The organism is Actinoallomurus sp. NPDC052274, from assembly GCF_040679475.1.
GTDB classification, from domain to species: Bacteria; Actinomycetota; Actinomycetes; order Streptosporangiales; family Streptosporangiaceae; genus Actinoallomurus; species Actinoallomurus liliacearum.
This window is the reverse complement of record NZ_JBFAUT010000028.1, coordinates 71,159-95,519: the sequence shown is the minus strand read 5'-3', so window position 1 is coordinate 95,519 and position 24,361 is coordinate 71,159. Positions and strand designations below refer to the sequence as shown.

22 protein-coding genes and 1 pseudogene are annotated in these 24,361 nt (G+C 73.0%); 10 read left to right on the top strand and 13 right to left on the bottom strand.

Translation table 11 applies throughout. The annotated features are described in order from the left end of the window. Positions 1-86 precede the first annotated feature (86 nt). The 4 genes from AB0K82_RS23925 to AB0K82_RS23910 all read right to left on the bottom strand — a co-directional run bounded on the left by AB0K82_RS23925 (position 87) and on the right by AB0K82_RS23910 (position 5,493). Positions 87-1,715, bottom strand: a complete 1,629-nt coding sequence (locus AB0K82_RS23925; protein WP_364400455.1) for an ABC transporter ATP-binding protein — start codon at positions 1,713-1,715, stop codon at positions 87-89. Then, positions 1,712-2,701 (bottom strand): ABC transporter permease, encoded by a 990-nt coding sequence (locus AB0K82_RS23920; RefSeq protein ID WP_364400452.1) that lies wholly within the window; start codon positions 2,699-2,701, stop codon positions 1,712-1,714. Before AB0K82_RS23920 ends, AB0K82_RS23925 begins: the two co-directional genes overlap by 4 nt. Next, positions 2,698-3,657, bottom strand: a complete 960-nt coding sequence (locus AB0K82_RS23915; protein ID WP_364400450.1) for an ABC transporter permease — start codon at positions 3,655-3,657, stop codon at positions 2,698-2,700. The genes AB0K82_RS23920 and AB0K82_RS23915 overlap by 4 nt, the downstream gene beginning before the upstream one ends. Before the next feature lie 132 nt (positions 3,658-3,789). Next, on the bottom strand, positions 3,790-5,493 hold the full coding sequence (locus AB0K82_RS23910; protein WP_364400447.1) for an ABC transporter substrate-binding protein: 1,704 nt from the start codon (positions 5,491-5,493) through the stop codon (positions 3,790-3,792). Positions 5,494-5,730: 237 nt separating this feature from the next. Between AB0K82_RS23910 and AB0K82_RS23905 the strand changes: the two genes are divergently transcribed. Continuing rightward, positions 5,731-6,660, top strand: a complete 930-nt coding sequence (locus AB0K82_RS23905) for a hypothetical protein (RefSeq protein WP_364400445.1) — start codon at positions 5,731-5,733, stop codon at positions 6,658-6,660. 259 nt (positions 6,661-6,919) lie between these two features. Then, on the top strand, positions 6,920-7,615 hold the full coding sequence (locus tag AB0K82_RS23900; protein WP_364400442.1) for a hypothetical protein: 696 nt from the start codon (positions 6,920-6,922) through the stop codon (positions 7,613-7,615). Positions 7,616-7,619: 4 nt separating this feature from the next. Here AB0K82_RS23900 and AB0K82_RS23895 read toward each other — a convergent pair whose 3' ends face one another. Beyond that, entirely contained in the window at positions 7,620-8,318 is a 699-nt protein-coding gene (locus AB0K82_RS23895) for a M50 family metallopeptidase (RefSeq protein ID WP_364400487.1), read from the bottom strand. Between the two features lie 166 nt (positions 8,319-8,484). Here AB0K82_RS23895 and AB0K82_RS23890 point away from each other — a divergent pair. Beyond that, positions 8,485-8,940 (top strand): annotated as a pseudogene (locus AB0K82_RS23890) (DegT/DnrJ/EryC1/StrS family aminotransferase); the annotation flags it as partial. A gap of 47 nt (positions 8,941-8,987) precedes the next feature. Here the strand turns inward: AB0K82_RS23890 and AB0K82_RS23885 are convergent. The 5 genes from AB0K82_RS23885 to AB0K82_RS23865 form a co-directional block, all read right to left on the bottom strand. Further along, the gene (locus AB0K82_RS23885; protein ID WP_364400492.1) at positions 8,988-9,170 is read right to left on the bottom strand and encodes a hypothetical protein; all 183 of its coding nucleotides are present in this window, start codon (positions 9,168-9,170) and stop codon (positions 8,988-8,990) included. A gap of 483 nt (positions 9,171-9,653) precedes the next feature. Further along, positions 9,654-10,244 carry a TetR family transcriptional regulator gene (locus tag AB0K82_RS23880; protein ID WP_364400440.1) on the bottom strand — a complete coding sequence of 197 codons (591 nt, stop codon included), beginning with the start codon at positions 10,242-10,244 and terminating at the stop codon, positions 9,654-9,656. Positions 10,245-10,251: 7 nt separating this feature from the next. Beyond that, positions 10,252-12,399, bottom strand: a complete 2,148-nt coding sequence (locus AB0K82_RS23875) for a YhgE/Pip domain-containing protein (protein ID WP_364400437.1) — start codon at positions 12,397-12,399, stop codon at positions 10,252-10,254. After that, on the bottom strand, positions 12,396-13,211 hold the full coding sequence (locus AB0K82_RS23870) for an ATP-binding cassette domain-containing protein (protein ID WP_364400434.1): 816 nt from the start codon (positions 13,209-13,211) through the stop codon (positions 12,396-12,398). The genes AB0K82_RS23875 and AB0K82_RS23870 overlap by 4 nt, the downstream gene beginning before the upstream one ends. Before the next feature lie 201 nt (positions 13,212-13,412). Beyond that, the gene (locus tag AB0K82_RS23865; RefSeq protein WP_364400431.1) at positions 13,413-13,871 is read right to left on the bottom strand and encodes a helix-turn-helix domain-containing protein; all 459 of its coding nucleotides are present in this window, start codon (positions 13,869-13,871) and stop codon (positions 13,413-13,415) included. Positions 13,872-13,955: 84 nt separating this feature from the next. Between AB0K82_RS23865 and AB0K82_RS23860 the strand changes: the two genes are divergently transcribed. After that, on the top strand, positions 13,956-15,155 hold the full coding sequence (locus AB0K82_RS23860; RefSeq protein WP_364400428.1) for an MFS transporter: 1,200 nt from the start codon (positions 13,956-13,958) through the stop codon (positions 15,153-15,155). 115 nt (positions 15,156-15,270) lie between these two features. On the opposite strand, the gene recQ is transcribed toward AB0K82_RS23860, so the two are convergent. Next, entirely contained in the window at positions 15,271-17,109 is a 1,839-nt protein-coding gene (recQ, locus tag AB0K82_RS23855) for a DNA helicase RecQ (protein WP_364400425.1), read from the bottom strand. Positions 17,110-17,246: 137 nt separating this feature from the next. Next, positions 17,247-18,302, bottom strand: a complete 1,056-nt coding sequence (locus tag AB0K82_RS23850; protein WP_364400422.1) for a nitronate monooxygenase — start codon at positions 18,300-18,302, stop codon at positions 17,247-17,249. A gap of 164 nt (positions 18,303-18,466) precedes the next feature. Between AB0K82_RS23850 and AB0K82_RS23845 the strand changes: the two genes are divergently transcribed. From AB0K82_RS23845 to AB0K82_RS23820, 6 genes are all read left to right on the top strand, one after another. Beyond that, a complete protein-coding gene (locus AB0K82_RS23845) occupies positions 18,467-18,958 on the top strand; it encodes a VanZ family protein (protein ID WP_364400420.1) in 492 nt (163 codons plus the stop codon). A 241-nt stretch (positions 18,959-19,199) separates the two neighbouring features. Next, on the top strand, positions 19,200-20,048 hold the full coding sequence (locus AB0K82_RS23840; protein ID WP_364400417.1) for an STAS domain-containing protein: 849 nt from the start codon (positions 19,200-19,202) through the stop codon (positions 20,046-20,048). Continuing rightward, positions 20,045-20,422, top strand: coding sequence for an STAS domain-containing protein (locus AB0K82_RS23835; protein WP_364400415.1), 378 nt, complete (start codon positions 20,045-20,047; stop codon positions 20,420-20,422). The genes AB0K82_RS23840 and AB0K82_RS23835 overlap by 4 nt, the downstream gene beginning before the upstream one ends. Continuing rightward, a complete protein-coding gene (locus AB0K82_RS23830; protein WP_364400412.1) occupies positions 20,419-20,841 on the top strand; it encodes an ATP-binding protein in 423 nt (140 codons plus the stop codon). Before AB0K82_RS23835 ends, AB0K82_RS23830 begins: the two co-directional genes overlap by 4 nt. 44 nt (positions 20,842-20,885) lie before the next feature. Continuing rightward, positions 20,886-21,869, top strand: coding sequence for an ATP-binding protein (locus AB0K82_RS23825; RefSeq protein WP_364400410.1), 984 nt, complete (start codon positions 20,886-20,888; stop codon positions 21,867-21,869). Beyond that, the gene (locus AB0K82_RS23820) at positions 21,866-23,692 is read left to right on the top strand and encodes a SpoIIE family protein phosphatase (RefSeq protein WP_364400407.1); all 1,827 of its coding nucleotides are present in this window, start codon (positions 21,866-21,868) and stop codon (positions 23,690-23,692) included. Before AB0K82_RS23825 ends, AB0K82_RS23820 begins: the two co-directional genes overlap by 4 nt. Before the next feature lie 59 nt (positions 23,693-23,751). Here AB0K82_RS23820 and AB0K82_RS23815 read toward each other — a convergent pair whose 3' ends face one another. Then, positions 23,752-24,276, bottom strand: a complete 525-nt coding sequence (locus tag AB0K82_RS23815) for a hypothetical protein (protein WP_364400404.1) — start codon at positions 24,274-24,276, stop codon at positions 23,752-23,754. Between the last annotated feature and the right edge of the window lie 85 nt (positions 24,277-24,361).

Sequence of the window (24,361 nt, the reverse complement as noted above, 5' to 3'; positions counted from 1 at the left end):
TGAACGGCGCGCGCCGCCGCCAGGCGAGCGGGATGAGGAGCGCGACCTGCAGAACCCGGGCGGCCGGCGTCCGCGTTCCCGGCCCGTCAGGCCAGGACGGGCACCGCCGCGAGCAGCGAGCGGGTGTACTCATGCGCGGGAGACGCGTAGAGCCCGTCCACGTCGGCGAGCTCCACCAGCGCGCCCGCCCGCAGCACCGCCACCCGGTCGCTCACCTGGCGGATCACCGCGAGGTCGTGGGACACGAAGACGATGGTCAGGCCGTAGTCCTCCTGCACGTCGCGGAGCAGTTCGAGGATCTGCGCCTGTGTCGAGACGTCGAGGGCGGACACCGCCTCGTCGCAGACGAGCAGCTTGGGCCGCAGGGACAGCGCCCGGGCGATGCCCATCCGCTGGCACTGCCCGCCGGAGAACTCATGCGGGTAGCGGTCGTGCCGCGCCGGATCCAGGCCGACGCGCTCCATCAGCTCGCGCGCGGTCCGGCGGGCCTCGCCCTCGGGCACCCCGCGGACCCGGAGCGGGTCGGCGATGCCGTCGCCGACGGTACGCCGGGGATTGAGCGAGGACGCCGGGTCCTGGAAGACCATCTGCATGTCGCGCCGGATGGGACGCAGCCGCCTGTCCGGCAGGCCCGTGAGGGTCTCGCCGTCGAACAGGATCCGGCCCGAGGTCGGGGGCAGCAGCCCCACCATCATCCGTACGAGCGTGGTCTTGCCGCTCCCGCTCTCCCCGACGACGCCGAGGGTCTCCCCGCGCCGTACGTCGAGCGAGACCCCGTCCACGGCACGCGTCGCCTCGCGTCGCAGACCGCGTCCCGGCCGCCGGAACTCCCGCGTGAGGTCCGTGAGGGTCAGCAGGGGCTCGCCGGGCTCGCGCCGGGCGGTCCGGGGGGCGTCGAGGCGGGGGACCGCGTCCAGGAGTGCCCGGGTGTACGGCTGCTCCGGCGCGCGCAGCACCTCGCGAACCGGGCCGCGCTCGACGGCCCGGCCCCGGTGCATGACGAGGACCTCGTCGGCCGATCTCGACACGACGCCGAGGTCGTGCGTGACGAGCAGCAGCGCCATCCCGGTGTCGGCGCGGAGCTCGTCCAGCAGGTCCAGGATCTGGGCCTGCACGGTGACGTCGAGGGCGCTGGTCGGTTCGTCGGCGACCAGGATCTCCGGTTCGCAGGCCAGCGCCATGGCGATGAGGGCGCGTTGCCGCATGCCGCCGGAGAACTCGTGCGGGCGGGCCCGCGCCCGCCGCGCCGCGTCCGGGATGCCGACCCGGTCGAGCACCTCGACCGCGCGTGCCCACGCCGTCCGGCGGTCGGCGCCCGAGTGGGCGCGGTACACCTCGGCGATCTGGTCCCCGATCCGGTAGTACGGGTCCAGCGCCGTCATCGGATCCTGGAAGACCATCGCGATGCGCCGGCCCCGCAACCGGCGGACCTCTTCGTCGCCGAGCGCGTTGACCTCCACGCCGCCCGGGCCGCCGAGGAGGATCCGGCCGCCGACCCGGGCCTCCGTGTGCCGGTGCAGGCCCAGGAGGGCGAGCGCCGTCGTGCTCTTGCCGGACCCCGACTCGCCGACCACGCCGAGCGCGCCACCGGCGGCCAGGTCGAAGGAGACCCCGTCGACCGCGCGGATCGCGCCGTCGCCCGCGGGGAACTCGACGCTCAGATCGCGCACCGACAGGACGACGTCCCCGCCGTCCCGCCCGCGTTCTCCCGTCATGACAGGACCACCCTCCGGTCGACCGCCGCGTACAGGAGGTCGGCGACGGTGTTGGCCAGGACGACGGCCAGGCCGGCCGTGAGCGTCAGGCCGGCCACCACCGGCAGGTCGACGTTGTTCGACGACTGGACGATCAGCTGCCCGATGCCCGGCAGCCCGAACAGCGTCTCGGTGAGCATGGCGTTCACCAGGACCGTGCCGAACTCCACCGCGTTGATCGAGATCAGCGGGGTGAGGGCGCCGCGCAGCGCGTGCCGTCCGATGACGCGGCGCTCGGGCAGGCCGTAGGCGCGGAAGGTCCGGATGTGGTCCTCCGACAGGGTCTCCAGCATGCCGGTGCGCGTCAGCCGCGTGAAGATCGCCGACTGCAGGATCGTCAGCGTCAGCCAGGGCAGGATGAGGTTCCGCGCCCAGCCCACCGGATCCTCGGTCAGCGGCACGTACACCGGGAAGTCCAGCCACTTCAGCCAGCCGCAGAAGACCATGAGCAGCAGCAGGCCGCTCACGAACACCGGCGTGCCGAGACCGCCGAGGACGAAGACGGTGACGAGGCGATCGGTCAGCCGTCGCTCGCGCAGGGCCGACACCAGCCCGAGGGAGACGCCGGTGACCGTCCAGAGCACCAGGGCGCCCGCGGTCAGGGACAGTGACACCGGCAGCCGCTGGGCGATCAGCGAGAGCACCGGCAGGTCCGTCTGGAACGAGTAGCCCAGGCACGGCGCGGCGCAGTGGCTGACGTCCGGCCCCGAGCTGTAGTCCCGGCCGACGACGAGGCCCTCCAGGAAGTGCCAGTACTGGGTGGTGATCGGCTGGTCGAGGCCGAGCTTGTGGTGGATGGAGGCGAGCTGGCCGCCGTCGCAGCCCTTCCCGCAGACCAGCACCGCCGGGTCGGCGGGGATGGCGTAGAAGATGGCGTAGACGATGGCCGTCATCACGACCAGCAGCACGAGCAGGCTGCCGAGACGGCGGAGCAGATAGCGGGTCACCGGCCGCCTCGCAGGGACGCCTTGGGATCCAGGGCGGCGCGCAGCCCGTCCGCGAACAGCGTGAACGCCAGTACGGCGGTCAGCAGCGACAGGCCCGGGACGAGCACGTACATCGGATCGGCGCGGAACCAGGTGGTGGCGGTCGACAGCATCTGTCCCCAGGAGGAGGTCGGCGGGTGCACGCCCACGCCGAGGAAGGACAACCCGGCCTCGGACACCATGTTCGCCGGCAGCAGGATGGCCGCGTAGGTGAGGACCTGCGGCAACGCGCCGGGCAGGATCTCGCGCAGGGCGATCCGGGCCGGCGCCGCGCCCGACAGCCGGGCGGCGGCGACGTAGTCGCGGCTCTTGAGGGACAGCACCTGCCCGCGGGTGAGCCGGGCCGTGCCGCCCCAGTTGAACAGCCCGATGACCAGCATGAGGAGCACCGGGCGGGGGAACGACTGCGGCACGATCGCCAGCAGCGCGATCGCGAACATCAGCTGCGGGAACGAGATGGCCAGGTCGATCAGCCGGCCCAGCGTGGCGTCGACCACCCGGCCGCCGAACCCCGCGGCCAGCCCGATCGCCACGCCGAGCAGCAGCTGAACGACGAGCGTGCCGAACGCGACGGTGAACGAGATCCGCGCGCCGTACAGCGCACGCGCGAACAGGTCGCGCCCCGTGGTCGGCTCCACGCCCAGCCAGTGGTTCGCGCTGACGCCGCCCAGCGCGCCGCGCGGCACGCCGCCGCGCGCGGAGTCCAGGAGCTGGGTGTGGAAGGTGGTCGTGTCCTGCCCCTCGATCGCGGCGAGCAGCGGCGCGAACACCGCGGCCAGGACGAGCACGGCCGTGACGACCAGGCCGGCCAACGCGGGCCGGTCCGACCGCAGGCGGCGCAGCACCTGGCGGGCACGGGTCGGCGATCCGGGTGCCGGAACACCCGGATCGCCGATCTCCGCCACGAGCTCGCTCACGGGCCCTCCTTCGTCGGAGGAGTGACCAGAGGCGCTGCGCCCATGGTTCGCTCGCTGCGCTCACTCACGGGCCCTCCTTCGTCGGAGGAGTGACCAGAGGCGCTGTGCTCATGGTTCGCTCGCTGCGCTCGCTCACTTCACCGAGACCATGGCCACGTCGTACGAGCCGCGCCACTCGTCGAGGTAGGTGTTCTTGACGTTCTTGCCGTACAGCCGCAGGTAGATCGGGTGGAACAGCGGCACCGTGAGCGCCTGCCGGCCGAGCTCGGCGTCCAGCGCGCCCCAGCGGGGCCGCGCCTGCAGCGGGTCGGAGATCTTGTTGATCGCGTCGAACTCGGCGTTCACCTTCGCGTCGTCGTACTGGGCGAAGTTGAAGTTGCCGCCGTCCTTGAGGATCTGCCGGCCGTCGAAGATCGGGGCCAGGAACGGGCCGCCGGTCGGCCAGTCCGCGCCCCAGCCGGACAGGAAGACGCCCGGCTCGGTGGCCGGCTTGGTCTGCACCGACCGGTAGCTCGCCTCGTCGTAGGCCTTCAGCTTCACGGTGACGCCCGCCTGCTTGAGTGCCTCCTGCACCGCCGTGGCGACCGCCGGACCGTCCTGGTGCGAGTCGCCGTTGCGGTGGGCGAGCGTGATCGTGAGGTTCGGCTGCCCCGCCTGAGCCAGCAGCTTCTTGGCCTTGGCGGGGTCGCCCGTGGGACCGGCCGGGAAGGCGTCGTACGGCTGGTAGCCGAACGCCGCCTGGTCGGGGAGGAAGGTCGTGGCCGGCTTGGCGAGGGAACTGCCGCCGACGGCGTTGACCACCGCCTGGCGGTTGACGGCGTACGCGATCGCCTCCCGCACGCGGGCGTCGTCGAACGGCTTGACCTTGGTGTTGAAGGCGATGAAGTTCGTGTAGCCGAACTGGCCGCGCACGGTGCGCTTCTTCAGGTTCGGGTCACTGGAGATGCGGGCCAGCTCGGCCGGGCTGAGGTCGGTGTCGGTGGTGATCGCGTCGGCGTCCTTACCGGCACTGGTGCTGAGCCGCTGGTTGATCACGGCCGCGCTGAGGCCGTACGTCGCCTCGATCCGCTCGGGGCAGGCCAGCCGCTGGTCGTCGACCGTGCGCGACCAGTAGGGGTTGCGGACCAGCGTGAGGCTCTTGTCCTGCACGTGGGCCCGCACCTTGTACGGGCCGCTGGAGATCGGGTGCCTCTCGTACGCGGTGCCGCCGTCCTTGGCCTTCGGCACCGGGGTGAACTGCGTGGCCGTCGCGACGTACGGGAAGTCGCCCTCGGGCTTGCGCAGCTTGAAGACAATGGTCTTGTCGTCGGGCGTCTGGATCGAGTCCAGCTCCTGGCCCTTGTACGGGCCCTTGTAGTCGGCGCCGCCGACCAGCCAGTCGCGCAGGTAGGGGATGCCGCCCGGCAGCTCGGGCGCGAACGACCGTTCCACGCCCCACTTGACGTCCTTCGAGGTGATGGGCGTGCCGTCCTCGAACTTCAGGCCGTCGCGGAGATGGTAGGTCCAGGTCTTCGCGTCGTCGCTCGGTGTGCCCGTGTCGGTGGCCAGGTCCGGCGCGACGGTCGTGCTCGCCTGGCCGGGGACCCGCTTACGCGTCGTCAGGGTCCGGAAGACGAGAGACGGGACGGCGCCGCCTCCGGAGGTGTAGATCCGCGCCGGGTCGAAGTGCTCGTCGGTCGCCGAGGTCTGGTTGAGGATGTACAGCGTCCCGCCCTGGCAGCTCTTCGGGTCGAACGCCGATCCGGCTGAGGAGGAGGCCGGGCCACTGCTCGAGCAGGCCGCCGCGGCGGCCAGGAGGGTGGCGGCGGTGAGCAGGACGGAGACTCTGGGCATCATCGGCGGTTTCTCATTCGGGAGGGAACGACGGCTCGGTCCTGCGACGGCAGGCCCGGGACCGGAATATATACTTTCTCAGTAGGAAAAATAAACAAGCTCTGCGTCAAGATCCGCAGGGCCGCCCCCGGTGTTCCTTCGCGGTCGGATCCGTGGTCAACTGGGGGCGGCCCGCCGCGGTCGCGGCCCGGCCTTCGCACGCGGCCCCGCGATCCCGGGGCCGCAGTTGAACGGAGGGCGATGAATCCGCGGTGGGAGGCATGGGACCTGCTGGGCGGCGAGTACGACGTCCGGGTGCTCGAGCCGTCCCCGCCCGCCGTGACGACACCGCCGTGGTACGCCGACGACCCTCTCGCCGGCCCGTACGGCGCCAAGCTCGTGACCCCCGTGTGCGGGCTCGGCCGCACCTGGGACGACCTCGCCCGGGAGCGGCCCCGGCTGGCGGGCTTCTGCGCGGACCGCTGGCTGGGGGCCTGGCACCGCCTCGCCCCGCTGCCCCGCGGGTTCGCCGAGACCCGCCGGTCACTGCACGCCCTCGCCGAGCACGTCGTCGCGGCGGCCCGCCACGCCGCCAACGGGAAGATCGGCCTGCGGTTCACCCGCGGCGGCTTCGGCACGCCCTACTTCGGCGACGACCGGCAGATCCGCGTCGAGAACGGCCGGCTGGTCGTCGACGGCGTCGCCGAGACTCCGAAGACGCTCGGTGACGCCGCCGACCTGGCCGGTGTTCCGCTCGGGATGCCGCCGGACGTCTACCTCCCCCAGACCCCGGCCGACCCCGGCCTGCCCCTCACGATCAGCCCGCCCGCCGCCGAGGCGCTCTGCGCGTGGTACGGCTTCGCCTGGTCGGTGCTCGAACAGGTGCGCTTCGACGCCCGCGCGCTCGGCCCGAGCCGGGTCCAGCTGTGGCCGGAGCACTTCGACGCCGCCCTCGACGCCGGGGACGAGGCCGCCGGCCGGCGGGCCGCGTTCGGCACGTCGCCGGGCGACGCCGAGCATCGGGAGCCCTATCTCTACGTCGCGCCCTGGGTGAAACGGAGGGGCGCGTACTGGAACGACGGCGCGTTCGGCGGCGCGTCACTCCCGTACGCCGCGCTCATGGCCGCCGACGACCAGCGCGCCACCGCGCTGGACTTCTTCCGCCGGGGCGTCGACGCGGTGTCGGGCTGATCCGGCGTCGCAGAGGTCTTTCTGAAACCCGTCATCTTCGTGTCCGCTTCCGGCATGCCCGGTCAAGCATCCGCCTCGCCTGTTAAAGAAGTCGACCGTTTCCACTTCATGGGCCGCCGCGATGGGTAACCGAATTGCCGGGGCACATGGGCGGCCTCGGGAGAACACGTTCCCGGCTCGCGGACGCGGGGGATGGACGGCGAATCACGGCGTGCGTCCGTACGTGCCCGCCTACGTCATCGGGGGAAAGGAACGGACAATGCGTAACGGAGTCATTGCCGCCGGAGTGCTGGCACTGGGCCTGCTCGGCTCGGCCTGCGGCGAGGGCAGCAAGACCACACCGGAATCGCAGGGCGGCGGGGGACCGTACGCCCAGCCTTCCACACCGGCCGCGTCCCCGACGGGTGCCGCGACGGCGGCCCCGACCGAGTCGCCGGCGCCGACCGAGTCAGCGGCGCCGACCGCCGGCGCCGGGGTGCTGAACGCCAAGAAGACGAGTCTGGGCACCATTCTGGTCGACGGTACGGGCCGGACGCTCTACGCCTTCGAGAAGGACAAGGGTCAGGGCGGCAAGTCCGCCTGTGAGGGCGCCTGCGCCAAGGAGTGGCCGCCGTTCGCCGTCGGCGGCGGTGGCATGTCCACCGGTTCACCCGGCGCGTCGCCCGGCGGTTCGCCCGGTGGTTCGCCCGGCGCGTCGCCCGGTGGTTCGCCCGGCGGGACCGCGACCGGGGCGCCCGGCGCGTCGCCCAGCGCGGGACCCGGCGTGAAGTCGTCCATGCTGTCGACGACGACCCGGTCCGACGGGACCAAACAGGTCGTCTACAACGGCTGGCCGCTGTACTACTACTCGAAGGACACCTCGCCCGGCGACACGAAGGGTCAGGGCGTCACCTCGTTCGGCGCGCCGTGGTACGTCGTCGGCGCCGACACGGGTGCTCCCATCACCAAGCACTAGTCGTTCACCAGCTCGGCAGCTGCGGCACCACGTCGTGCAGCAGCCAGGACCCGCCGGCCAGCAGCGCGGCGACGGCGACCAGGGCGAAGCCGCACACCCACAACAGGCCGGGCATGCCGGTCAGGCGGGCGAGCTGGTCGGCGTCGGAGTCGGGTGCGCGGCCCCTGGAGCGCTTGCTCTGCAGCTCCACAACGGGCCGCGTCCCCGCGAACAGCAGGAACCACGTGAACGCGTAGGCGAAGGCCGCCTGCACGGCGGCCGAGCCGTACCACGACACGACGAAGACGACCGCGCCGGTCGTGACCACCGACAGCACGCCGTACGCGTTGCGGATCATGAGGAGGATCGCGGCGAGCAGGACGATGCTCGCCCACAGCAGGGCCGTGATGTGCCCGAGGGCCAGCAGACCCGCCGCGCACAGGCCCAGCAACGGCGGTGTCACGTACCCGGCGAACGCGGTGACGATCATGCCGAACCCGTACGGCTTGCCGCGCGACACCGTGACGCCCGAGGTGTCGGAGTGCAGGCGGATGCCCCGCAACTGCCGCCCGGTGACCAGGGCCGCGAAGGCGTGGCCGCCCTCGTGCGCGATGGTCACGACGTTGCGCAGCACGTGCCACACCGAGCGGACCGACACCGCCACGAGCGCCGCCGCCCCGGTCGCGCAGACCAGCCACCACGACGGGTGCGGCTGCGTGCCCATGACCTCGTGCCAGACGCCGCCGATCGATGCCGTGTCCAACGCTTCACCTCTCCTCATCCCTGCTCACCGCCTCGTACGAGGTACGACGTCTCCCGCCGCGGCGAAGTTTCGGGCGGACGGGCGAACCGGTGTTCTCCTCGGAGGCGGACAGTAGGGTAGGGGACCTATGAGCGACCCGTTGATGAGCGTTTATCCACCGCTGGAGCCGGCGACGCTGGTCACCCGGCGGTCTATGCAGTTCCCGTTCAACTCGGACGGGCTGACGCTGACCCACCTCGGGCGCGGCGCGATCTGGCTGGCGCTGAAGGCCCTCGGCCTCGGACCGGGGCACCGGCTGGCCATGCCCGCCTACCACTGCGGATCAGAGGTCGAGGCCGCCCGGCTGGCGGGCATCGAGGTCATGTTCTACCGGGTGCTCCCCACGCTCGAGGCGGACCACGAGGACCTGTTCCGCGTGTCGCAGCAGTGCCACGCGACCTACCTCATCTCCTACTACGGCTTCCCGATGCCGCCGCTGCCGCCGGGGACGCTGGTGATCGAGGACGCCGCGCACGCCCTCTTCTCCTACGACGGCGGGGCCGCCATCGGCTCGCGCGGCGCCGCGGCGATCTTCTGCCCGCGCAAGTCCCTGGGCGTCCCCGACGGCGGCGCCGTGCTGATCCGGGGCGGTCACATCGAGGCCCAGGGCCGTCCGCCGTGGAAGCGCATGGCCCGGTCGATGGCGTCCCAGAGCATGGGATGGGCGGCCCAGTCGCGCGCCGGCGTGCTGCGGGCCCCCGCCACGAAGGTCTTCCGCAAGGTCAGCAAGGCCGAGCAGGCGGTCGAGGAGGGCACGCTCACCGAGGTCGTCATCGGCGAGTGGAACCTCGAGGTCGCCGACCTGGAGGTCGCCGCCTCCAAGTCCTCCCGGATGACCGAGTGGGCCGTACACGGCGCCGACGGTGAGGCCATCCGCCGGCACCGCCGCCGCAACTACGCGATCCTGCTCAACTCCCTGCCCGACGTGTGCCCCCCTCGCTTCCGCGGCCTGCCGGACGGCGTGGCGCCGCTCTACTACCCCGTGCGCGTTCCGCAGCGCGACCGGACCATCGCCGAGCTGCAGAAGCGCGGCGTGCGCTCCATTGTCGGCCGGCCCGCGTGCGTCATGCCCGGCTCAGGTCGCCGGGCCGCAGGCCTCCATCCCGGCTCCGGCCGGGCCGCAGGCCTCCATTCCGGCTCCGGCCGGGCCGCAGGCCTCCATTCCGGCTCCGGCCGGGCCACAGGGCTTCATCCGGGGCGCGGTCCGGCCCTCGCGTCATGCCCGGCTCAGGGCGGCCCGCGCGGGTCAGGTCCGGTTCAGGCCGCCGGGCCCGCGATGCGGCCGCGGAGCAGGTCGACCAGTGTCGCGTGCACGTCGGTGAGCGGCCGCGCCGGCTGCAGGGTGCGCCAGTCCAGGGCCACGGTCAGCACCATCCCGAACACCGCCGAGGCCGCCATGCCGACGTCCAGGTCCGCGCGCAGGTCCCCGTTCGCGACGGCGGCGCGCAGCACGTCGGCGATCACCCCGATGGCGCGTTCGCGGATGAGCCGGGCGGCGTTCTGCCAGTCGCCGCCGGCCCGCCAGGTCTCGGCCAGCAGGAGCCGGGCGAACGCCTCGTACTCCCCGATGAAGGCGAGCTCCGCGCCGACCACGGCGTCGAGCGCGTCGAGCGGCGCGCGCCCTTCGGCCGCGGTGCGCAGCGCCTCCGCGAGCCGGTCCACGCCGTACTCCAGCAGCTCGCCGAACAGCGCCGCCTTGCCCGCGAAGTTGTAGTAGACGGTGCCCTTGGCGACGCCGGCCCGTTCGGCGATCTGGTCCACGGTCGTCGCGGAGTAGCCGTGCTCGGCGATCAACTCGACGGCGGCCTCGTACAGGCGTTGCCGCGTGCGTTCCCGTCGGGTGGGCATGGTCTCCCTACAGCTTCAGCACCGGGTGCAGGCGCTTCAGCGTCCACACGCGTTCGCGTCGCACGGTGAGCATGGTCAGCGCCAGGGCGCCGGCCAGGTAGGCCAGCAGCACCGCACAACATTCCCATACCGAGGTGAGCGGCCCGCCACTGATCAGATGCCGCAGCGCGGTGACCACCCAGCCCATCGGCAGGATGGGGTGCAGGACCTGGAAGAACGCCGGACTGGTCTGGATCGGGTACGTCCCCGCCGACGAGGTCAGCTGCAGCATCAGGAGCACCAGCGCGATCACCCGTCCGACCGGCCCGAACTTGCCGTAGATCAGCTGCACCACGGCCATGAACGAGGCGGCGGTGAGCACGAGGAGAGCGATCAGCCCCGCCCACCGCGCGGCCGTCAGCCCCAGGGCGAACTTCAGCACGAGCAAGAGGACGGCGACCTGCAGGACGCCGACCAGCACCGCCGGGAACCACCCCGCGAACGCCACCCGCCGGGCGGGCGCGGCCGCCGCGAGCGCCCGGGGGTTCAGCGGACGCAGCACCATGTAGACGAACATCGCGCCGACCCACAGGGCGAGGGGGACGAAGAACGGGGCGAAACCGGTGCCGTAGTCCGGGGCCGGGTTCGACTTGGCCGTCGCCAGCCGTACGGGGTCGCTCATCACCCCGGAACGCTGGTTCCGCTGGTCCTTGGTGTAGTCGGGGACCTGCCCGGCGCCCTCATGCAGGCCCTTGGCGAGCCGGTGCGCCCCGGTGGACGCCTGGCTCAGCCCGGACTCCAGTTGCCGGGCGCCGGTGTAGAGCCGGCCGAGCCCCGCGTCGAGCCGAGTGGCGCCGGACCGCAGCCGGGCGAGCCCCTGCGACAGTTCGACCTCGCCGCTGTAGGCGGTGCCGATGCCCCGATGCAGGGTGACCAGGCCGGCGGCGACCTGGTGGGCGCCGCTGTTCAGGCGGTGGACGTCGCGCCGGGCCTGCTGCACCTTTCCGGCCAGGTGCGGGGCGTCCGCCGCGAGCCGCCGGGCGTCGGCTGCGAGCCGCCGGGCCTGGGCGGCCACCCGCCGCAGCTCGCCGGTGTGCGCCCGTACCTGGGTGTTGACCTGCCGAGCGGTCGTCAGCACCGTCGTGGCCGCGGAACAGGCGGACGCCGCCTCCGGATGGGTCGCGGCCAGCGCGCAGATCGTCTTGCGGGCCGCCGCGGCCTGGCGTACGGCCTGGGCGGTCTGGTTCGGGAGGGCGTCGAGGGCGGTCGCGGCGGCGTCGGCGCCACGGGAGACGAGCAGGGCCGCGTTCTCGATGTCCTGGGGATGCCCGTTCAACACGGGCAGGAGCTTGTCCGTGACCTGGTCGAACATGGTCGTGAGCCGCTGGGTCCCGGCGGCCACCTGGGCGCTGCCCGACTGCAGTTTCGCGGCGCCGGCGTTCAGCTCGGCCAGGCCGGCGACCAGCCGGTCGGCGCCGCTCTTGGCGGTCGCGAGCCCACTGACGAGCTCACCGGTGCCGTTCTTCGCCGTGCCGATGCCCTTCCTGAGCTGGGCGGCGCCGCTCTCGGCCTGGTCGATGCCCCGGGCCAGCCTGTCCGCGCCGTTCGCGGCCTGCTGGAGCTTGTCGTGCAGTTGCCCGAACGAGACGAAGATCTGGTCGAAGTAGTCGTGTACGGCCCCGGCCGCGGCGGCGGTCTTGATCTCGTTGAACGCCGCGTTGGCGATGACGCTCGCGATGTAGCTGTTGGCGTCGTTCAGGTGGACCTGGAGGGCGCCCGGCCGCGGCGCGTTCTCCTGGTCCCGCGGCGACGCGAGGCTCGCGCTGAAGTCGGCGGGGATCGTCAACGACATGTAGTACCGGCCGTTCGCCACGCCGTCGGCGGCCGTACGGTCGTCGACCTCGTGCCAGTCGAACACCTCGCGCCGCTTCAGCTCGTCGGCCAGGTCCTGCCCGGCGTGCACCGTCGCACCGCCGGCGGTGGCCGGCCGGTCGTCGACCACGAGGGCCACCGGCAGCCGGGAGATCTTGCCGTACGGATCCCAGAACGACCACAGGTACAGCCCGGCGTACAAGAGGGGCAGCATCACCAGCGCGACGATCGCGAGGCGGGTGAGCCGGGCCCGGGCGAAGCGGCGGAGCTCCAGCCCGGACAGTGACAGAGTGGGGAGCCTCACAGCGCGACCTCCACGTCGGCGAGGTCGGCCGCGGCAGCGCCGTCGACACAGCTCGCGATGATCGTCACCTCGGCCTGCCGCGTGAGGGCGCGCAGGCAGGCCCACATCTCCCGCTGGTGGTCACCGCGCATGCCGCGGTCGACGTCGTCGAGGACGAGGAGCCGCGGCCGGTCCAGCAGGGCGAGGGCGGCGCCGAGCAGGTGCCGGTCGCGGGGACCGAGGTCGCCGGTCGGCGTGTCGGGATCCACGTCCAGGCCGACCGGGGCGAGCGCGGCGGCGACCTCGTCGGACCGCTTCGCCCGGCGGCGGGGGAGGAGCCCGGCGCGCAGGTGCCGGCGCTCGAAGACGTGCTCTGCGACGGTCAGCGCGTCGTCGAGCTCGTTGACGCCTTCCGTCTCCCCGATCGCGGCCACGCGCTGGATCGCCGCCGGGGCCGACCGCCCGGCGACCGTCACCTCTCCGGACGTCGGCCGCATCCGGCCGGCCAGGGTGAGCAGCAGTGACGTCCGCCCGCTCCCGGCCTCTCCGGACACGACGGCCAGGCCGCCCTCGGGCAGTGCGAGGTCGACGTCACGGTACGCCCAGCCGCGGGCGCCGCGCAGCGCCAGCCCACGGGCGGCGACGAGGGGAACGGGCGACCGGGGTCCGCCGGGCGCCTCGGGTCCGCCGGACGGCGTTCCGGGCACGTCGGACGGCTCTGCCGTCGGCGTCGATGCGTCGGAGGGCTCTGAGGCCGGCGGTCCGGTCAGGGCGCGCGGGTCGTCCACCGGCTCCGGCGTCGCGGTGCCTTCGGGTTGAGCGTTCGCTGTCACGGTCGTCTCGCCTGTTTTTGAACTGACTGGTCAGTTCAAAAGTACCGTGATGAGGCGAACCGTTGACCGCGATCCGTGGTGACATGACTCACCTGGGGGCATTCGTGCCGCTGACCTGCCCGATCGCGGACACCGCAAACCGGGACGCCGGCGGGCTCCGCGCCGGCGACGGTCGTCGCCGCGGCCGTGCCGGCGCGGAGATCAGGTCTGCCGTCGCACCGAGGTCGTATCGCTGGTCAGCGGCGATCCGTTCGCCGCCACGGGCAGGAGGTCGGGTACGCGGGCGCCGTCGCCGTCGACCAGGACCGAGTGCGTCTCGCCCGCCTGGAAGGCGTGGCGTTCGCCCCACTGTCGCAGCGTGACGATCACGGGGAAGAGGTCCTTGCCCGCCTCGGTGAGCGTGTACAGCCTGCGTCTGCCCGAGGGGGCGTCCACCTGGGCGAGCAGGCCGTGGGCGGTGAGCTTGCGGAGCCGGTCGGTGAGGATGTTGCGGGCGATGCCGGTGCGCTGCTGGAAGTCGGTGAACGAGCGGGCGCCGTCCATCGCGTCGCGGATGATGAGCAGGCTCCACCGGTCGCCGACCAGGTCGACCGTGCGGGCGACCGGGCAGTTCGGGTCCGTCCACGCGGGGCTCTGTCCGTCGGTGTCGTCGCGTGCCATCACCCCTCCAATGAGTTGCGTAATGAAACCATTCTCGCCTACTCTCCGATCAGTTGCAATTTGAAACCAATCGGAGGTGGGTCCGTGAACGGGAGGATGAGGCTGCTGCTGGCGGTGGTGTGCGGGGTCGCGGTGGCGAGCGTCTACGCCGGGCAGCCGGTGCTGGGCCCGATGGGGCGTGACCTGGGCGTTCCGGTCGACTCGCTCGGCTGGTTCGTGGCCGCCGGCCAGCTCGGCTATCTGGCGGGACTGGTGCTGCTGGTGCCGTTGGGCGACATGCTCGACCGCAGGCGCTTGATCGCCGCCCACCTCGCCCTGGTGGCCGCGGGAACGGCGATCACCGCGGCCGCCCCGGTCGCCTGGGCGGCCTTCTCCGGACTGGCCGCGGCGGGCGTGTTCGCGGTGGTGGTGCAGACCACCGTCGCGTACACGGCGTCGATCTCCCCGCCCGCCGAGCGCGGACGCAACCTCGGCATCGTGACCTCGGGCGTGGTGGTCGGCATCCTCGGCGCGCGCGTCATCGCCGGAGTCCTCGCGGACCTGTGGGGATGGCGGAGCGTCTACCTGGCCCTGGCGGTCCTCGCCGCCGTCCTCGCGCTGCTCACCCTCACCCTGCTGCCCGCGGACGTCCGCCCGGACACGGCACGGTACGGGCAGGTCCTCCGGTCCTTCGGCGGGCTGTTCGCCCAGCCGGTGTTCCTCAGCCGAGGGCTGATCGCGTTCCTCCTGTTCGCCTCGTTCGGCACGCTGTGGAGCGGCATGGCCCTGCCGCTGGCCGGTGCGCCGTGGCACCTCAGCGAGGCGCGGATCGGGCTCTTCGGCGTCGCCGGGCTGGCCGGAGCCCTCGGTGCCGCCCGGTCCGGACGCTGGGGCGACGCCGGGCACGCGCGCCGGGTCACCGGCATCGCCCTCGCGCTCCTGGTCGCCTCCTGGGCCGCGATCGGGCAGCTCCCGTGGTCGCTGCCGCTGCTGATCATCGGCGTGATCCTGCTCGACTTCGCCGTTCAGGCCGTGCACGTGAGCAACCAGCACACGCTCACCGCCGCCTACCCCGACCGCACCAGCACCACCATCGGCGCCTACATGGTCTTCTACTCCCTCGGTTCCGCCCTGGGAGCCGCCGCGACCACGGCCCTGTTCGGCGCCGCCGGCTGGATCGGCCCCACCGTCCTCGGCGCGGCACTCGCGCTGTGCGCACTCGCCACCTGGGCGTTCAGCGCCCGTACGGCGGGCCGCGCCGCCCGTCGTCCACCGCTCGGACAGGCGCAAGAAGCACTCGACTGATCCCGCGGCTCCGCGCCGCCATCGTCGACCGACTCACCTGCGGCGGCGCCGACCCGGCCGGAACCGCCGTGCGGTACCCCGCCTGGGCGGCCGGCCCGGCGGACGCCGCCCGCGCTCAGTCCTGGGGCGCGGCGAGGGAGTCGAGGATCTGCTGTCCGTACTTGGCCAGCTTGCTCTCGCCGACCCCGTTGACGGAGGACAGCTCGGCGAGGGACCCCGGAACGCGGGTGGCGATCTCGCGCAGCGTCGCGTCGTGGAAGATGACGTACGCGGGCACCCCCTGCTCCTTGGCGGTGGCCGCGCGCCAGGCGCGCAGCCGCTCGAAGACCGGGAGGGCCTCCTCGGGCAGCTCGACGGCCGCCGCGCGGCCGGCCTTGGCGGCCTTCGCCGCCTTGGGCGCGGTACGCGCCGGGTCGCGGCGCATGGGGACCTGCCGCTCCCCGCGCAGCACGGTCGCGCTGGCGTCGGTGAGCACGAGCGTGCCGTAGTCGCCCTCCACGGCCAGCAGTCCCTGGGCCAGGAGCTGCCGGACGACGCCGCGCCACTCGGCGTCGCTCAGGTCCGTGCCGACGCCGAACACCGTCAGCGTGTCGTGGTCGTTCTGGATGATCTTCGGTGTCCTCTTGCCGAGCAGGATGTCGACGATGTGCCCCGCGCCGAACTTCTGGCGCCGCTCGCGGAGCAGCCGCAGGACGGTCGACAGGACCTTCTGCGCGGCGACCGTGCCGTCCCACGACTCCGGCGGCGACAGGCAGGCGTCACAGTTGCCGCACGCGGTGCCCTCCTGCCCGAAGTAGGCGAGCAGCCGGACCCGGCGGCACTCGACGGTCTCGCACAGGGCGAGCATCGCGTCGAGGTGGGCGGCGAGCCGGCGCCGGTGCGCGGCGTCCCCCTCGGAAGAGTCGATGAGCTTGCGCTGCTGGACCACGTCCTGCAGGCCGTACGCCATCCAGGCCGTGGACGGCAGGCCGTCGCGCCCGGCGCGGCCGGTCTCCTGGTAGTAGCCCTCGACGGACTTGGGCAGGTCGAGGTGGGCGACGAAGCGCACGTCGGGCTTGTCGATGCCCATGCCGAACGCGATCGTGGCGACCATGACGACGCCGTCCTCGCGCAGGAAGCGCGCCTGGTTCGCCGCGCGGGTGGCCGGGTCGAGGCCCGCGTGGTACGGCAGCGCGGTCACGCCGTTCTCCACGAGGAAGGCGGCGATCTTCTCCACCGACGCGCGGGAGAGGCAGTAGACGATGCCGGCATCGCCCGGGTGCTCGGTGCGCAGGAACTCCAGCACCTGCCGTTTCGGCTCCCGCTTCGGCACGATGCGGTACTGGATGTTCGGCCGGTCGAAGCTGGCCACGAAGTGGCGGGCGTCCGCCAGGCTCAGCCGCGCCGTGATCTCCTGGTGCGTGGCCGGAGTGGCGGTGGCGGTCAGCGCGATCCTGGGCACGTCGGGCCGGCGCTCGTGCAGCACCGACAGCGCCAGGTAGTCCGGCCGGAAGTCGTGCCCCCACTGCGCGACGCAGTGCGCCTCGTCGATCGCGAACACCGAGATGTCGGCCCGGTCGAACAGCCGCAGCGTCGACTCCAGGCGCAGGCGCTCCGGCGCCAAATAGAGCAGGTCAAGCTCGCCCGCCGCGAACGCCGCCTCGACCGTGCGCCGCTCGTCCGGGTCCTGGGTCGAGTTGAGGAACCACGCGCGCACGCCGAGGGCGCGCAGCGCGTCGACCTGGTCCTGCATCAGGGCGATGAGCGGTGAGACGACGACGCCGACGCCCTTCCGCACGAGCGCGGGGATCTGGTAGCACAGCGACTTGCCGCCGCCGGTCGGCATGAGCACCAGCGCGTCCCCGCCGGCGACGACGTGCTCGATGATCTCCTGCTGGCCCTCCCGGAACTCCTCGTAGCCGAAGACCCGTCGCAGGACCTCGGACGCCTCGCTCATCGGTTCGGAAAAGGCCATTCCGCAACCCTACGGCGAACCGTTCCCTCCCCGCGCCCGGAATCCGCCGCCTGTGGACGACCGAGGTGAGAGCCACCAGGCGGCCGGTCCGGGCCGGGCGGCCGTCGGCCAGGGCCGGGGCCCCGCCCGCAGCCGCGCTACGGGCGCCGCAGGCGGGCGGCGGCGGCCCGCAGCGCCGCGTCGGTCTCCGCGGCGAGCAGGCCGACGAGCTCGCCCGCGGGGACCTCCCGGGCGAGGGCGTGCGCCTGGCCGGCCCACAGGTTCACCAGGTCCGGGTCGCCGGCGGCGCGCGCGGCCTGCCGCAGCGGCGCGGTGACGTGGTGGACCTCGGGGTAGGCGACCGGCGCGTCGTCGCTGTGCCGGTCGAGGAACCCGTTGCGGATGCCGCGTGCGAGGCGCCCGGTGAACGCCCGCGTCATCGCGGTCGGGGTCGCGGAGGCCAGGGCCTGCCGGTGCACCAGGGGAGTGCCCGCCTCCGGGCAGCGCAGGAACGCGGTGCCGAGCTGGGCGGCCGAGGCCCCGGCGGCCAGTGCGGCCGCGACCCCGGCGCCGGTGGCGATGCCGCCGCTCGCCACCAGCGGCACGTCGACGGCGTGCCGCAGGAGCTGCAGCAGGGACAGCAGCCCGATCCCCTCGCCGCGGTCGGCGGGGTCGTCGACGAAGGAGGCCCGGTGCCCGCCCGCCTCCGCGCCCTGGACGACGAGTGCGTCGGCGCCCGCGTCCACCGCCTGGACGGCCTCCTCCTCCCGCGTCACGGTCACCCAGACCTCGCTGCCCGCGCGGCGCAGCCGCTCGACGACGTCGGCGGGCGGGCAGCCGAAGGTGAACGACACGACCGGGACGGGCGCGGCGGCGAGCAGGTCGAGCTTGGCCGCCCACTCATCGTCCTCGAACCGGGGCTCGCCGAGACCGGCGCCCGCGCGCGCCGCCTCCTCGGCGAGGCCGGCGGCGTACCGCGCGACGGTCTCGGGGGCCGCCGGGCGGCCGGGGACGAAGAGGTTCACCCCGATGGGCCGCCGGGTGCGGGCTCGCGTCTCGTCGAGCCGGGTGCGCAGGGACTCGGTCGTGAGATAACCCGCGGCGAGGAATCCCAGCCCACCGGCCTCGCTGACCGCCGCGGTGAGTTCCGGGGTGGACGGCCCTCCGGCCAGTGGGGCCAGCACGATCGGCACGGGCAGTTCGTCGAGGATCATCCCGTCCTCCGTTCGCCGTGGGCCGGCCGGACCGACCACGAGTTCGGTGAACGAACCATCGTACGGCGCGTGGCATCCGCGTGCCCGGTCGGGCGCATATCCGGGCGACTGGCGGGTATCGGTGCGCAGTCCCCAACAGTGGCCCCGAGTCAGGGAAGGCGCACATGCAGTCGGTCGCGAAGCGGCACGGTACGGAGCAGGTCTCCCGGCCTTTCATCACACGAGTCATCCGGTGGCTGTGGATCCTGCTCGCGCTGGCGGTGGCGGTGGTCTTCGCCGTCGCGCTCGCCCGGCTGACGCTGCGCCCGGTGCCCGGAGCCAGCGGTCAGGTGCACGACAACCCGCACCCGGGGGCCACCCTGCGGTTCTACCTCGACCGCCCGAGCATCAAGGAGGCCGTCCTCGAGATCGGCGGCAACCTGGCGCTCCTGATGCCCCTGGGCGTCCTGCTGCCCGTCCTGTTCGACCGCTTCCGCGGCGTCATCCGGCTGACCCTGGCGGCGGCCCTGATCTCGCTGGCGATCGAGGCGGTCCAGGGCCTGTTGATCACGGGGCGCAGCTTCGACGTGGACGACGTCATCCTCAACACGGCGGGCGCGATGATCGCCTATCTCTTGGTGGGGCGCAGGTTCGGCCGTTGGGCGCACCCGGGTTGACCTGGCAGGCGGGATGCGGTTTCGTTACCCGCCCGTGACGTCTTCTAAGATTGTCGGGTGACAACCAAGGCCGCCACCAAGGACATGTCCCCCGGGGCGGCCGATCCGTGTCGGCTCTTCCGGAGGCTTTCGGGCCCGCTCCCGTGACTTCTCCCGACGCGGCCCGGCAGGGTCCGCGTGCCCTGGAACGGCGGGTAGCCGATCGCGAGTCGACCACCGAGGAACCGGAGGAGATGATCAAGTGACGGTAGCGGAGGACAGCGGCGCTGCCGCGGTCGCGGAGTTCCTGCGGACGCGGAGAGAGCAGGTGGCGCAACAGTGGGCGGACCTCACGCTCTTCCGCGCCGTGTACACCTCCGGCCGCGACGCCGCCGTGAACGCCGCCCACCGCCTCGTGGACGCCCTCACCGAGGTCGCCCGGGACGGACGGGTCGACGACGTCACCGTGCCCGCGCTCGACCAGGTGCGCACCGTCCTGGCCCAGATGATCGCCGCACGGTCCAAGACCGGGTCGCCGCTGCGGGTGGCGGCGGAGGTCGCCGAGCTCAAGCGGCCGGTGATCGCCTTGGTCGACCGCGAGTTCGCGGACGCCGACCGGGGCGCGGCGCTGGTCGCCGCCACCGACCTGATGGGCACGCTCCGCCTCGTCGGCATGGAGATCTCCCTGAGCGACGAGGGCGACATCGTGGCCCGGCAGCGCCAGCAGTTGCTCGAGGTCGCCACGCCGGTCCTGAAGCTCTGGGACAGGGTGGTGGCGGTCCCGCTGATCGGGACCCTCGACAGCGCCCGCACCCAGATCGTCATGGAGACGCTGCTGGAGGCGATCGTCGACCAGCACGCGACCGTGGCGATCCTCGACATCACGGGGGTTCCGCTCGTCGACACGGTGGTCGCCCAGCATCTGATGAAGACCGCGCTCGCCGTGCGCCTCATGGGCGCCCGGTGCGTGATCAGCGGGATCCGGCCCCAGATCGCCCAGACGATCGTCCAGCTCGGCATCGACCTGGGCGACATCACCACCCGCGCCACGCTGGCCGACGCGCTCGAATGGTCGCTCGGCCAGGTCGGCACCAGCGTCGGCCGGGCGTGAACGCGGCGACCGGCATGCAGCGCGTGTCCGTGCACCGGATCGGTGAGCTCCTGCTGGCGAGCATCCAGCAGGAGCTCACCGACTCCCTCGCGGTCGCGTTGCAGCAGGATCTGGCGGAGATGGCCGCGGCGGGCACCGACGGTGTGATCATCGACATCTCCCAGGTGGACATGATCGACTCGTTCCTCGCCCGCGTCCTGGCGGAGATCGCCGCGGCGACGCGCGTCCTGGCGGGCCGGACGGTCGTGTGCGGGATGCGGCCGTCCGTGGCGATCACCATGGTGGAGATGGGTCTCGGCCTGCCGGGACTGCAGACGGCGAGGTCGTTGGAGGACGCCCTCGCCCTCCTCGAGGCGGACGAGGTGGGCCCGTGACCACAGCGGCCGTGACGACTCTGCCGATCACGAGCGACATGGAGATCGCCGGTGTCCGCCAGGCGGTCCGCGAGGCCGCCGTGGCGGCCGGCTTCAGCCTGGTCGAGCAGACCAAGCTCGTCACCGCCGCCAGCGAGCTCGCCCGGAACACCCTGGTGCACGGAGGAGGCGGCCGGATGGAGATCACGATGCCGGAGGCGCCCGGGGGCCGGGGCATCCGGCTGCGGTTCAGCGACCAGGGGCCGGGCATCGCCGACGTGGAGACGGCGCTGTCCGACGGGTACACGACGGGACACGGCCTCGGCCTGGGGCTCGGCGGCGCGCGCCGGCTCGTACAGGAGTTCGCGATCGACACCGGTCCCGGTCTCGGAACGACCGTGACGGTCACCGCGTGGCCGCGCGGAGTCCGGGGAGCCTGACGGTGAGCCTCCGCGTGCAGGTTGGCGCGGGCTGGAACATACCCGTGTCCGACGAGAGCCAGGTCCACGGCGCGGTCGCCGCGACCACGGCCGCGGCCCGGACGGCCGGGCTCGACGCGCGGTCGACCGCACGCTGCGAACTGCTCGCGACGGAGCTGGCCACCAACCTGGTCAAGCACGCGTACGGCGGCCGGTTGCTGGTGACCGCGTCGGGAGACGGCGTCGTCCAGTTGGCCGCCGTCGATCGCGGACCGGGCATCGCCGACGTTCCCGCGTCGATGGCGGACGGCTACACGACGACGTCGTCCCTCGGCGGCGGACTGGGGATCTGCCGCCGCGTGGCCACCCGGTTCGACCTGTACAGCCGGCCGGGCCAGGGCACCGTGGTGCTGGCCCGCGTCGGCGCCGGCGCCGAGAGCGCGGACGGGATCGAGGTCGGCGGTGTGCTCACGCCGCACCCCGCGCAGTCGGTGGTGGGCGACGGATACGGCGTCACCTGGGAGGGCGACCGGTTGACCGTCGCGGTCGTCGACGGTCTGGGGCACGGCCCCGGCGCGGCCGAGGCCCGGCAGGCGACGCTCGACCTCGCCGGGCGGCACACCGTCACCGACGTCTCCCGGCTGCTGCGCGAGCTCGACGCCGGCCTGCGGACCACAAGGGGAGCGGCGGCCGGGGTCGCCCAGATCGACGGCTGGGGGCGCAGGCTGACCTACGGGTGTGTGGGAAACGTCACCGGTCGGCTCTACCCGCCGCGCGAGGGGCGTACCCTCCTGTGCATGCCCGGCATCCTCGGCGCCGGAGTCCCCACCCGCTCCCACCGGCTCGACTCGGCCGACTGGACGGACCCCGCGGTGCTCGTCATGCACACCGACGGGATCAACGGCCGCTGGCGGCTGGAGGACTATCCGGAGGTCGACCGTCACCACCCCGCCATACTCGCCGCGCTGATCTGGCAGGACGCGCACCGCGGCAACGACGACGCCACCGTGGTGGTGATCAGGACCCCGACGAACAAGGACGTCCGATGAGGCAGCGGATCTACGACGGACCCGTCACGGACGCCGGCCCGGCGCTGGCCTCCGCCGCGGCCGCCGCGGTCCGGCTCGGAGTGGCGGCCGACGAACGCGCGCGCTTCCTCGCGGCCGTCGCACGAGCGCTGCGCGACCACCACCCCGAGGGCGCCGTCGAGCTGAGCGCCGAGGACCACCGGCTGACGGCCGTGATCAAGGTCGGGACGCCGCCGGAGGGTACGGTCACCCTGGCCACGGCCGTCGGGACGGCGCGGCCGGTCGACGGTACGCCCGCCGCACGCGACGGGACCGGGTCGCCTGATGGGAGCGGGTCGCTCGATGGAGGTGGGTCGCTCGGCGGGGCCGGGTCGCCTGATGGGAGCGGGTCGCTCGATGGGGCCGGGTCGCTCGGCGGGACCGCGTTGCTCGATCACCTCATCGAGCTGCAGACCATGGTCGAGTGGTCCCAGGGAGAGCTGGAGCAGACCAACAAAGGCGTCCTCGCGCTGCACGCGGAGCTCGCCGAGAACGCCGAGCGGCTGCGCAAGGCGAGCGAACTGCAGCAGCGTTCCCTCCGTGCCGAGCGCACGGCCCGCGCGGCGGCAGACGCGGCGCGGGCCCGGCTGGCGTTCCTCGCGCACGCCGGGTCGACGCTGTCGGAGTCCCTGGACCACGAGACGGTCCTGGCCCGGCTGCACTCCCTCGTCGTCCCCCGTTACGCCTCGGCGGTGACGGTGTGGCTGGTGCGCGGGTCCGGGCCGCTGGAGCCGGTCCCGGCCGGGTCGTCCGCCGCGGCGCCGTCGCCGTACGTGGAGAAGGCCTATGTCAGCGGCCGCGTGCAGCGGGTCACCGTGGCCCGTGACGACGCGCACCCGGCCAATGACCTCGACACCAGATCGGGACGGGAGCCGCTCCTGGCGCTTCCGCTGATCTCCCACGGAGTCACTCTGGGCGTCCTGGAGGCCAGGGCCGCGGCGGCGTCGTTCGGCACCGAGGACATCGCGATGTTCCGGGAGCTGGCGCGGCTCACCGCGGCGGCGATCGACAACGCGCTGCGCTACGAGCACGAGCGCGACGTCGCCGAACGCCTGCAGCGCGCCATGCTCACCGATCTGCCGCCGGCCGCGCGGCTGGAGTTCACCGCGCGCTACCTTCCGGCCGAGGCGGGACTGAACGTCGGCGGCGACTGGTACGACGCGTTCGAGCGCCCGGACGGCGACGTGGTCATCGCTGTCGGCGACGTCACGGGGCACGGGCTGCAGGCGGCCACACTGATGGGTCAGCTGCGCACCGCCCTGCGCGCCTACGCGATGGACGCCGAAGGCCCCGGCGAGGTGCTCACCTGCATGCACCGGATGCTGTCCCACCTGCAGCCGGAGGACCTGGCGACCGCCGTGCTCGCCCAGATGTCGCCCGACGGCCGGCTGCGCTGGTCGAACGCCGGCCATCCGCCGCCGCTGCTGCGCGCGCCGGACGGCTCGGTCACCGTCCTGCACGGCCATGACTTCCTGCTCGGCATGCCGTTCGAGAAGGCCGCGATCAAGGAGCACCGCACCTGGCTCACGCCCGGATGCGCCGTGATCTTCTACACCGACGGCCTGATCGAACGCCGCGACGCGAGCCTGGATCACGGCATCGAGCGCCTCGCCGCCGCGTTCCGGTCGGCCGAGGGCGAGCTCGACCACGTCGCCGACAGCGTGCTCGAGGCCATGCTGAGCGACAGCGTCCGGGAGGACGACACCTGCCTGCTGATCTTCCGCGCGATCCCCGATCCCGCGGCCGGTCCGGACCTCGGGACGGAACCGCTCCTGTCGTGCCGGGAGGGCGGGCCGGACGCCTGACGGACGGCATGGGAACGGCCCCGCACCGCTGAGTGCGAGGCCGTCCCCGATCGGCGGGGTCAGGAGGTGACGGTGAGCGTCTCGGCGACGGGGCGCGGGCTGTTCGGGGTGCACGTCGCCGTGATGTTCCCGAAGATCGGGACGTTCGCCTTGATGCTGAGGTTGCCGCCCTGGAACTGATCGGTGCCGACCACGGTCGGCGTCCAGTTGCCGGCGACGTCGGCGGTGATGGGCTGGTTGGCGGGGAGCGCGCCGCCGGAGCCGGTGAGGGGGAAGGACGCCGTCTGCGCGCCGCTGACGTCGGCGGTCAGGGTGGCGCTCCAGGAGTTGACCGCGAGCGGGGACGACAGGGAGGTCACCACGTGCACCGTGGCGTGGACCGAGGTGTTGACCTTGGCCGGGTTCGGCGACGCCGTGGCGGTTCCGCTGACGCTGATGCTCTGGGTTCCGAGGATCGAGTTGCAGGTGTAGGAGGTCGAGAAGGTCGACGCGCCGGCCGGCGCCTGTGCCGCGACGACGCCGAGGCCGCCGAGGGCGATGACCGTGGCGGCGGTGGCCGCGCGCCGGCCCAGGGAGGTGTTCATGGCGGGGCTCCTTCCGGCCCGGGAACCGAGCGGGGGGGTGTTGACCCGGGCCTCTTACTTATCTGTAACAAGCCGGTAATGGCCG